The organism is Plectonema radiosum NIES-515 (assembly GCF_025753815.1).
In the GTDB taxonomy this organism is placed as follows: domain Bacteria; phylum Cyanobacteriota; class Cyanobacteriia; order Cyanobacteriales; family Nostocaceae; genus Hassallia; species Hassallia radiosum_A.
Genome location: NZ_JAOWRF010000201.1, coordinates 1 through 10,195 on the forward strand (window position 1 = coordinate 1; position 10,195 = coordinate 10,195).

General features: G+C 41.5%; 5 protein-coding genes and 2 pseudogenes. 1 reads left to right on the plus strand and 6 read right to left on the minus strand.

The annotated features are described in order from the left end of the window. The 5 genes and pseudogenes from OGM63_RS13715 to OGM63_RS13735 all read right to left on the minus strand — a co-directional run. A pseudogene (locus OGM63_RS13715) lies at positions 1 to 466 on the minus strand (hypothetical protein); the annotation flags it as partial. Between the two features lie 8 nt (positions 467 to 474). Beyond that, complete coding sequence (locus OGM63_RS13720; RefSeq protein WP_263746140.1) at positions 475 to 2,646, minus strand: TolC family protein; 2,172 nt, start codon at positions 2,644 to 2,646, stop codon at positions 475 to 477. A 70-nt stretch (positions 2,647 to 2,716) separates the two neighbouring features. Then, a complete protein-coding gene (kaiC, locus tag OGM63_RS13725) occupies positions 2,717 to 4,279 on the minus strand; it encodes a circadian clock protein KaiC (protein WP_263746141.1) in 1,563 nt (520 codons plus the stop codon). A 72-nt stretch (positions 4,280 to 4,351) separates the two neighbouring features. Beyond that, positions 4,352 to 4,669: a circadian clock protein KaiB gene (gene kaiB / locus OGM63_RS13730; RefSeq protein WP_263746142.1), complete on the minus strand. Its 318-nt coding sequence runs from the start codon at positions 4,667 to 4,669 to the stop codon at positions 4,352 to 4,354. Between the two features lie 163 nt (positions 4,670 to 4,832). After that, a complete protein-coding gene (locus OGM63_RS13735; protein ID WP_263746143.1) occupies positions 4,833 to 5,138 on the minus strand; it encodes a circadian clock protein KaiA in 306 nt (101 codons plus the stop codon). Between the two features lie 906 nt (positions 5,139 to 6,044). Between OGM63_RS13735 and OGM63_RS13740 the strand changes: the two genes are divergently transcribed. Then, complete coding sequence (locus tag OGM63_RS13740) at positions 6,045 to 9,461, plus strand: ATP-binding protein (RefSeq protein WP_263746144.1); 3,417 nt, start codon at positions 6,045 to 6,047, stop codon at positions 9,459 to 9,461. A gap of 127 nt (positions 9,462 to 9,588) precedes the next feature. Here the strand turns inward: OGM63_RS13740 and OGM63_RS13745 are convergent. Then, positions 9,589 to 10,195, minus strand: a pseudogene (locus tag OGM63_RS13745) (glycosyltransferase); the annotation flags it as partial.

Genomic DNA, 10,195 nt, shown 5'->3' on the forward strand with positions numbered 1-10,195 from the left:
CCTGTCTTTTTTCCTTAATATGTCCCCAATAGAGTAGTAAGGCAAATATGGGTACAAGTAATAAAGGTAAAGAAACTTGACTTGGTAATTGACGCCAATAATAAGTCCAAGCTTCGATTGTATTAATGGGAGCTTGATGTTCAGCGATCGCAGAATCTATAGTTGCTCGTTTACCAGAAGTGAGGATAACTAACCAATTGGTACGATACCACGGAGCAAACACCAACACAGACAAGCATAAACTACCGACTAGCTGTGCTAAACGTCCCCAACGTCGAAGAAATAGCGTTGTAAATCCTACCCAAGCGATCGGCGTTAACAAAAAGAATAACGCAGTCTGCATCACTAATAACGCTAATCCAAAAAATAAACCAAAAGCTGCTGCTTTTATCAGGGGGGGGAGGGGGGGGGGAGGGGGGGAGAGGGGGGGACAATTAACCACCAACCACCATCCACCATCCACCATCCACATTTCTAGCGCAACGCTCTGGAGGTGACAGAGCGTTGTAAATTAGCTAAAGCGCGGTTGTAATCCAAAATAGCTTGGACTCGGTTTCCTTCGGCTCTAGTGAGTGCGGTTTCCGCGTCAATTACTTCGGTTTGAATACCTACACCAGCTTGAAACCGCAAACGCGCTAACCGCAAAGACTCTCTAGCTTGTTCTAGGGCACTTGTAGCGGTGTTGACGTTCTGCAAATTAGATTGGAGGTTAGAAAAGGCTTGTTCTACCTCAAAGCGGGTTTGATCGCGCTGTTGAGAAAATTGAGTTTCGGCGATCGCAATATCAGCTTTTCTTTGATTTGCCCTTGCTGTTGCTGCTCCTCCATCAAACAACCTCCAGTTTGCTTGCACTCCCACCGAATAACCATCGGTAACGCCAACACTATCATTAAACTGATCTAGCAGATTGTAGCTGGCTACTAAACTGACTTGTGGAGCTATTTGTGCAAGCGCTCCGCGTCGCTGTTGCTCAAAAATGTTACGTTGTGCTAACTGCTGTTGCAATTCCGGACGGTTTTGAAAAGCTAAAATAATGCTTTGTTCCAGCGTTTGGTTCCAAAGACCTGCTAATCTTACCGGATCTGCGGCAACGACATTCACCGACTGGCTCAAATTCAACCGAGTCGCTAACTGGCGACGAGCAATTTGTCGCTGCGAGATAGAATTAGTTAGAGTTTGTTGGGCGTTTGCTAAATTCACCTGTGATTGCAATACAGAGAACCGCGTACCTACCCCAGCTTGTTCTAAAGCTTGTGCATCTCGTAAACTAGCTTGGGCATTAGTTACAGCCGCAGTGTTAATCCGCACGCTTTCATCTGCTTGTTGCAAGTTGTAGTAATCAGTGGAGACATTCAGCCGGATTACTTCCGATTGACGCTCAACATCCAACTCTTGAAACCGTAGCTGTTCTTCAGACTGTCTAATGGTGGCTTGCCGGCTCCCAGAGGTATAGAGGTTGTAGGAGAGTTGCGCTTGACCATTGAAACTTGTACTAGCTTCGTCTTGATTTTGGGAAATCCCTGTTCGTTGTTGCTGTAGCTCTGCTGAAAGCTGACTGCCAGCAGACTGCTGACGAGTTACACTACCAGTAACATCAAAATTGGGTAACAAAGCAGCTTGCGCCTCGCGTACCGCATATTGACTGCGTTGTAGCTGCAATAATGACACCTGTAGCTCGCGATTATTTCGGCGTGCTAATTCCAGCGCTTGTGCTAAAGTAATCGGCTGAGTTCCCTGTATCCTCACTTCTTCTGGTTTGGTAGGAAACTGTAGGGGGTTTGGGTTTTGATTGAGGTAATCGGGAATTTCTACGGACGGTGTAGATGCGGGGGTTACTGGTGTTGGTGTTGGTGTTTGCACTCCTCCTCCCGGTGCGGGGGTAGGAACCGGTGTTATTGGTGCGGTTCTGGGTTTCCGTGTCTGAGCTACCGAATTACCACCAGTAGAATTATTTTGTCTTTCTCGGCAGGCTTTTAAGTCAATCACCCCATCCGTTAAGGAAAAGTTTTGGCTGTTTTGTCGTCCCTGGGGGCAAAACGGCACTTTGTTATCTAGTAAATTTGCTGCTGTTGAATCAGAAGTTGAAACTTGTGATATTGTCTGAAACTGAGTAGGGGGATTTTTCTTGTTGGCTGCTGGTTTTTGTGCTAGAGTCAACGCCGTTTGTGACACAATTGCTTTCTGCAAAGCTGGAGGTGTATTTTGTGCTAATTTGAATGGGTAGACACCCAGCGACTTGTCGTCATACATCGCGCTTTGTTTTTCAGGAGCGATGGGAGAACGAATTTTATCTCCTAACTCAAAAGCATGTTCACTAAGCACCCAACTCGATATTATACCTTTTTCTCCGATTAACACACCAGTCTTGCCCGTCACTTTTGCTGAGATATTGTTACTAATTAAAGGTTTAACTGTAACTGTAGTCCTGGATGTGATTACGTCTGGTATACTATCTTTGGCGGTACTGGGCAGTCCTCCATTGATGATGTCTGTAACTAATGTTTCACTATGAGTGGAACTTGAGACATTACCAGAAGCAGCCAGCTGTACTTGATTGACTTTTACTGTTTCAGCCGAAGCAGGCTGAGTTGCTAATATTACTATCACACCAGGCAAGAAGCTATGGAATAATTGCTGTACTTTCACCGCATCCCCTCACACGAAATCAAGCGGCAGAAATCTTTTACTCACCACAGAATATAGCACGATGCCAAGTTTAGGAATCGGAACTCTGTTTGTCTTCAAAACGTTTGACGATGCGAGAAAGTTCCGCCTTTTCATCGATACTAACGCGGGTTGGGGCACCGCTGACAATTCTTTCGTAGTTCCTGAAAGAATCTTTAATTTCTGGACCATCAGCGGTAATATTGTACTCCCGGATACCTTTGTCATGCCAAGAACCGCGCATTTTGAATACGTTAATTGCTCTTGACATCTCGCCTTTGATTTCTACATACTGCAACATGATAATTGTGTCAGTAATTGTGGAAATATGAGAATCTGTAATTGAATGAGAACCCATGAATTGGTCAGTTGTATTTGTGAAAAAACCTGTAATTTCTTCTTGTTTAGCGTAACCCGTGACACCAATTACAAATTGCCGAAATGCATTATTGCTCACTCCTCTTGCTAACGCTGAAAGAGAATCAATCGCAATCCGAGCCGGTTTAAATTCCGCAATCTCTGACTTGATAATTTGTAGGTGGTCTTCTAAACCGGTAGATTCCGGATAAGTACAGATTATTTTCAACAACCCTTGATGTTCTAATTCTTCAAAATCAATTCCCCAAGATTGAGCGTTTCGAGACAATTGAGCGCGTGATTCTTCATAAGCAAATAAAATTGAGCGATCGCTATTAAGGCAAGCTTCCTGGATAAACTGGCTAACTAATAAAGTCTTACCAGTGCCAGTCGCTCCGGTTGCCAAAATAATAGAATCTTTAAAGAAACCACCACCACACATCTCATCTAAAGTTTTCACTCCAGAAGATACACGGATATTAGAAGACCTTTGCGTTAAGCGCATTGCTCCTAGTGGAAAAATATTAACTCCGGCATTGGTTATAGTAAAAGGATACTCACCTTTCATATGAGTTGTCCCACGCAATTTCAGAATTTCAATTGTGCGACGCCGGCGTTCTCCTTCTAAAACGTTGCGGACAATTGCGACATTATCCGAAACAAATTCTTCTACCCCAAAAGAGGCTACAGGACCATATTCTTGGGCACGTTCGGTAGTTATGATTGTGGTGACATTTAGTTGTTTGAGACGTGCTACAAGGCGAAAAATTTCCCGTCGCACGACTGCGACAGCTTCATACTGTTGAAATACCGCTGTGATCGAATCTATTGAAACTCGTTTTGCTTGATATTTACGAATTGCATATTGCAATCGCTCAATGAGTGCTGAAAGGTCAAAGTTTCCAACTATTTCTTGACCTTCCGGATCGGGAGAAGCATCAAGAATAAATAATTTGCCTTCAGCGATTAGGTGTTGTAAATTCCAACCAAAAATAGCCGCATTTTTAATGATGTCACTCGGAGATTCTTCAAAGGTGACAAATACTCCCGCTTCATCAAAGTAGGTGATACCACTATAAAGAAACTGAAGAGATAATAAAGTTTTACCGGTTCCAGAGGTGCCGCTGACTAAAGTAGTTCTACCAACTGGTAAACCACCATGACTGATGTCATCAAACCCCTCGATCATTGTCCGAATTTTTTCTACACCCCCACTTGGGGAGGTATTGTTTTGCTTTGTTTGCTCGTTTTCACTCATTGCCAGTTAAATTAAAAAATCAAAATCAAATCTATCTCTATAACTCAACTTTCTGGTTTTTGATTAAATAATCTATTCGCTAAAATAGTCTTCTTCCGTTAGTTCTTCATAAAGTAAATCCAATCCTATCAATACTTTTTCTCTATCTGAAAGGTCTCCAATTATTTTGCGAACTGGTGGAGGCAAAATTTTCGATAATGTCGGTGTGGCTAATATCTTATCTTCTTCTGCTAGTTGAGGGTTTTTCAGTACGTCGATTACTTTCAAAGCATAAATACCTTGAAATTCTTGGTCTAATATGTTTTTGAGTATTTTTAACGCCCGTACTGAGTTGGCGGTGTTCCCTGCTACATAAAGTTTGAGAACATAGGTCTTTCTAACTTTATTCATAAAAGTACAGGCTATAGTGAGAAATGAAACTACGCACGAGTGGGTTATAAGTAGCGATAAGTCTAGTAAAGGTCGGTTTAGGCACTATCATGCGATCGCATGTTTCAAAGAACGTTTTTGACCCTCGGTAACTTTTGTACTTGTGTTAAAAAACGCGTTCAATTTATTTAGAAATCGAACTTCTATATGCTTCGCACAGGTGAGCCAAAACATCAATCAGTGTCAGCCGATAATCAAGTAATGATTCATTGCTCCTTCCTTCTAATCTTAGCTGTTTGGAAAACTCTTCAATTAAATCCATGTGAATCTCTATAATTTGGGGCACAGGAATATTACCACAAAATACTCCATTGATAAATTTCTCAATTTTTTCCTTCAGTGTTTTGTCTGTGGTAAAGTAATTTATAAGAATTTGTCGGTAATCTGATTTAAGTTGCTGCAACAATGCCTGCTGATCGGCTCTCGTCATCGGCTAAAAAACTGCTTATGTTTTGGGCAATGTAAATAAATAATAATATTTTTTAATAAGTTTTTCATATAGTTTTTTTGAATTTATCTACTTATTCTATAGCGATGGATGAAAAAGAGGGAAAAAGTATAGAAAGAAAAACTTATTTAAATAGACACATTATAATATTTTTCTTCCCATGAACCCCTTTTTTCCTTTCCCTCTCTTGAAAATCCTTAGGTTAATGATACCAATTAAATTGTAGATGTTTATTTTGCCCACTAAGAATTATCAACAGATAACAAGTGGCAAAGCCTGGAAGGAAGACTAAGCGTGAAGTCAACTTATAGTTTACCACAATGTAACCTTTTATATCAGCAGATGATGTTAACTACTTAAGAAATGGCATCTGCTAAAGTCTAAGATAATGGTAGTTGTTGAGTGGGCGTTGGTGGAGAGAAAAGTGTTTAATTTGTTGTTGAGATGTATATATCTATCTAAATATAGATTTGGGGAATTTACTCCTTGATAAGATATTTAAACGAAGTTAAAGGATTGTCGCATTCTAAATCATTATAATTCCTCAAGGTTCAAAAGCGAATCTTTAGAGCCATAATTGTTCTAGCTACAGAATATTGCTTTCTCGATTTAAACCCTAGGAGGATACACTTAAGGATGCTTGACCAAAGTGATCAGCGGCTTAGTTTGACACCGACGTAATAATTGTTAACTTTTCTACTAAGTGCAGAACAGACACGATGGATTTGTTCGCCCATTGAAAGAATGGCGTTGAAATTCTAACCACAATAGCGCTCTTTGAGTCTTCGTCGGATATTGCTTTAGCCGGAAACGCCATCAGCTACTGACGATGGCAGGTGGTGATGCTGGAGCTTCCACAGGAAGAATGACAACCAAAGTTTTATGCCAATGTTACAGTATCCCCTTTATGATTTTGTGGCAACCGTACCGAGTTGTAGAGAAACAACAACTCTGGCAGTTTTGCTAGAGATATTTGCCCAACAACAGTGCGATCGCGTTATCGTGGTGAATCAGCAAGAATACCCGATTGGGTTGCTGTACTCATCCCGTTTAATACCACAATTTTTGGCGGCAAAACAACGCCAAGGAAATTTTAAATTTTTAGATTTACAACAGCCAATCTCAATTTTAGATAAAGCTTTAATTGAACCAATACAAATATTGTCTGCATCTGACAGTGTGGATAAATTTGGCTTATTTTTGCGTTCTCAAAGTGGTGAAAGCAATAACTTAAATTGGACGCTAATTGACGCAGAAAAAAAATATTTGGGGTTAGTAGATACAGTTAGTTTGTTACGATTGTTAGCGCAAGTGGAAATTGATGCAACAGAGAGCGATCGCTCTGTGAGCAAAAAATATCTCCAAAAATCTCCTACTGGAGAGCAAAAAAATACTAGTAGTAGGTTAATTCCCAAGGGTAGACCCTCCGGAGCTTGTCGTCAAACATCGCCTAAACAAAAAGAATATCAGCCACAGGCACACAAACCACTGGTGCAGTTATTGGAACGATTGCCTTGGCCCTTAATGTTGCAAACTAGTAGTGGGGAAGTAATCACCCAAAACCCAGCATGGTGGCAGCAATTAGGTGGATTGAAAGATCCAGAAGGAGTGAGGCAACAAGTAGGAGAAATATTAAATTCCGAAACAAAAGAATCAGAATATCCTACAGCCACGATTGGCAATATCATTAACACATGCAACGACCTTGAGGAGGAGGTATCTAGAGACATTCAACTGAATTGTCGAGAAAATACTTGTTCGACGCGGAATGAAGTAATAGCTAAAAAAAGCTTGTCGTCACGGCGAAAATCAATCCAAATAATCAAAAATTTACCTGAGCAAATATTTCCCGAAGCTCACGCGGCAAATCGATGTTTGTTTGATAGCAATTTAGGAATATGCACCTGCGTTTTGGAAGTGCAAAATGGTCAAGAGCGAGTTTGGCAATTTGCCAAAATTCCCTTAGAAAGCATTGAGTTGAAAATCCTGAATCCTGAGTTAGAGATTCCTAGTACACAGGAATCAACAGGTAATGAATTGTGGTTAATTTTAGCAACTGATGTAACCGAACAGCAGCAACTTTGTAAAGAGCTGGTGGCAAAAAATGCCGACTTAGTTCAATTAAATCGTTTAAAAGATGAATTTTTAGCTTGTATTAGTCACGAATTAAAAACACCTTTAACTGCGGTTTTAGGATTATCAAGGTTGCTTGTAGATCGACAATTAGGAGAATTAAACGAGCGTCAAGCGCGTTACGCGGGATTGATTCATCAAAGCGGACGACATTTAATGAGTGTGGTCAATGACATTTTAGATTTGACCCGCATGGAAACCGGACAGATGGAGTTGACTTTAATACCAGCAAAAATTCGTGCAGTATGCGATCGCGCTGCATCCGAAGCAAAAGCCATCCACACTCAAAACAGTAAAACTCCAGTCAACGTCCAACCTCAAGCTCCACGTTCACCTGATTATCAATTTACCCTTACCATCGAACCAGGTTTAGACCAAATCATCGCCGATGAATTACGCTTGCGGCAAATGTTGATACATTTGCTTTCCAATGCCTTCAAATTCACCGAAACAGGTGGAGAAGTTGGGTTGCGGGTAAGTCGTTGGGAAGGTTGGATTGCTTTTACAGTGTGGGACACAGGTATAGGTATTCCCGAACATCAGCAGCACTTAATCTTTCAAAAATTCCAACAACTAGAAAATCCCCTCACCCGCCAATTTGAAGGTACAGGTTTGGGGCTAGTATTAACTAGAGCTTTGGCACGTCTCCACGGTGGTGATGTGAGCTTTCTGTCTCGTGAAGGCAAAGGCAGCCAATTTACTTTACTACTACCCCCCAGTCCTCCGAAAACAAACTTCGGCGATCAGGATATGGGGGAAATAGAAGACACCGTAGCGCACAAAATGGAAGATGCGGATAGCTTCCCGGTGTTGCCTCGTTCTCGTGTCAGCGTGTCTTCAACTCCTGCCAATCTTGCCGCTAGCGAACAACGTTTAGTGTTAGTAGTCGAGGCAGTAGCTCGATATATTGAAGAACTCACCGAGCAGTTGACAGGTTTGGGTTATCGGGTAGTGATTGCGCGATCGGGATGTGAAGCAGTTGAAAAAGCCCGTCGCTTGCAACCGAAAGCTCTATTCTTGAATCCATTGTTACCCCTTTTATCGGGTTGGGATGTGCTGACTTTAATTAAATCTGATGCTGCAACTCGTCACATCCCAGTGATTGTGACAGCTACAGGAGCCGAAAAAGAGCAAGCATTCGGTAATAGTGCCGATGGTTTTATCAGCTTACCAGTACAGCATCAAGTTTTGGCACCACTTATGGAAAAGTTGTGTGCAGCACCAGAAGCGCAGCAACTGAGTCAAGATGGTGCAAAAATCAATGTTCATACCCCACTACGAATTCTTCGGCTGGTCAATTCCGAGTTAGAATCTGTCAATCCCCATCCATCACTGCGAGAACATCGGGTAATCGAAGTTGATGATTTAGATCAGGCAGAACTTTTGGCGCGAGTTTGGCAGTTCGATGTAATATTGCTGGATAAAGAAGTTTCCCAGCCCCAAGCTTATTTGCAACAATTAAGTCAACATCCTCGTTTGGCAGCTTTACCATTAGTTACTTGCGATGTAGCAACGACATTAGAAGCTTCACAAGTGGATGGACTTTCTGTATTTCCTTGCTTGTCGTCATTTAGCAACGATAACAATACCCAAAGAGGGAAAACAGACGCTTTATTGTCAGTGCTGCAAATTGCTTCTGGGATGTGCTGTCCACCCAGCTTGTTAGTAGTCGATTTGACCATGTTGCCCGATCTGCCATCGTTAACGCGCAAGCAGATTAGCCATTATGGATCGTCCAATAATTCTGCACTCAACAATTTAACAGCCGAGCGCGGTTCGGAGTGGTTTCAAGCTTTAATTCAGTATCTGCAAACAGCAGGTTTTAAAGCTGCAATGGGTCGTTCTTGGGCAGAAATGCTACAACAAATCCGCCATCACAGCGTTGATTTATTGCTGATTTTTTTAGGTGAATCTTCTAATGAAAAAGAAGCGCGATCTGCACTGAAAACATTAGGAAAATTGCCTTTTGATTTGCCACCGATTTTGGTACTTGACCAGCGATTAAATCCCCAAGAGGTTAGTTCAGCACTTAAGAAAAACCAGAAAAAAACTCAGGAGAAATTGGAGTCAATAGAAACGGTTGTGGATGCGATCGCTACTCAAATTTTGCCCCGCTCAATCTCAATGGAAGATTTGTTAAACCAGATTAATCAAGCTTTGAAAGATGGTTAGGTGTTGGTTATTGGTTGTTAATGCTTAGTTGTTGGTTGTTTTAGTCACCACTATCCACTAACTTCTAACTCCTAACTCCTAACTCCTAACTCCTAACTCCTAACTCCTAACTCCTAACTCCTAACTCCTAACTTTTCAAAGGCACTCTAATTAGTTGATAAGCACCACTGGCACCTAAATTTTCGTAATCGGTTGGTTGCAAACCCATTTGGATCAACTTTTTCGGCTCAGAGAGTACCAGCAATGAGTCCGGGTGTGTTTTCTTCGCTGCTTTGTTTTGGATATGCTGTTGAGCCTGTTCAGTAAATTTGAGGAAAATTACATTTTCATGAGTGTAAAATACCACAGTTGGTTTTTTAAACCCAACCATGATTAATTCTTCATTTGGTTGTTTTGCTTGGACTGCGATCGCTGATAATTCTCTTAAGGGCAACTGACGCTCACGATCTACCAAAAATAAAGCAGGTGTCAGCACAACAATTAGAAACGCCGTAAAGCCCAGTAAATTTACACCGATAATTGGTAGCCAAAAACGACGCAATAATAAAACCGCAATAATTACCGCAGAAAGTAGCCAAATTATACCCCCCAACATCGGTAAATTTAACTGTTGAAGTTGTTGGGGAAAGTTAGGTGCAGCTGGATCTTTACCTAATAGTTGGGGTAAGTGAAATAATGCCACTCCTACCGCTGATAAAAATGCGACATTTACCCAGCCACTCCAGAGGGGGGGA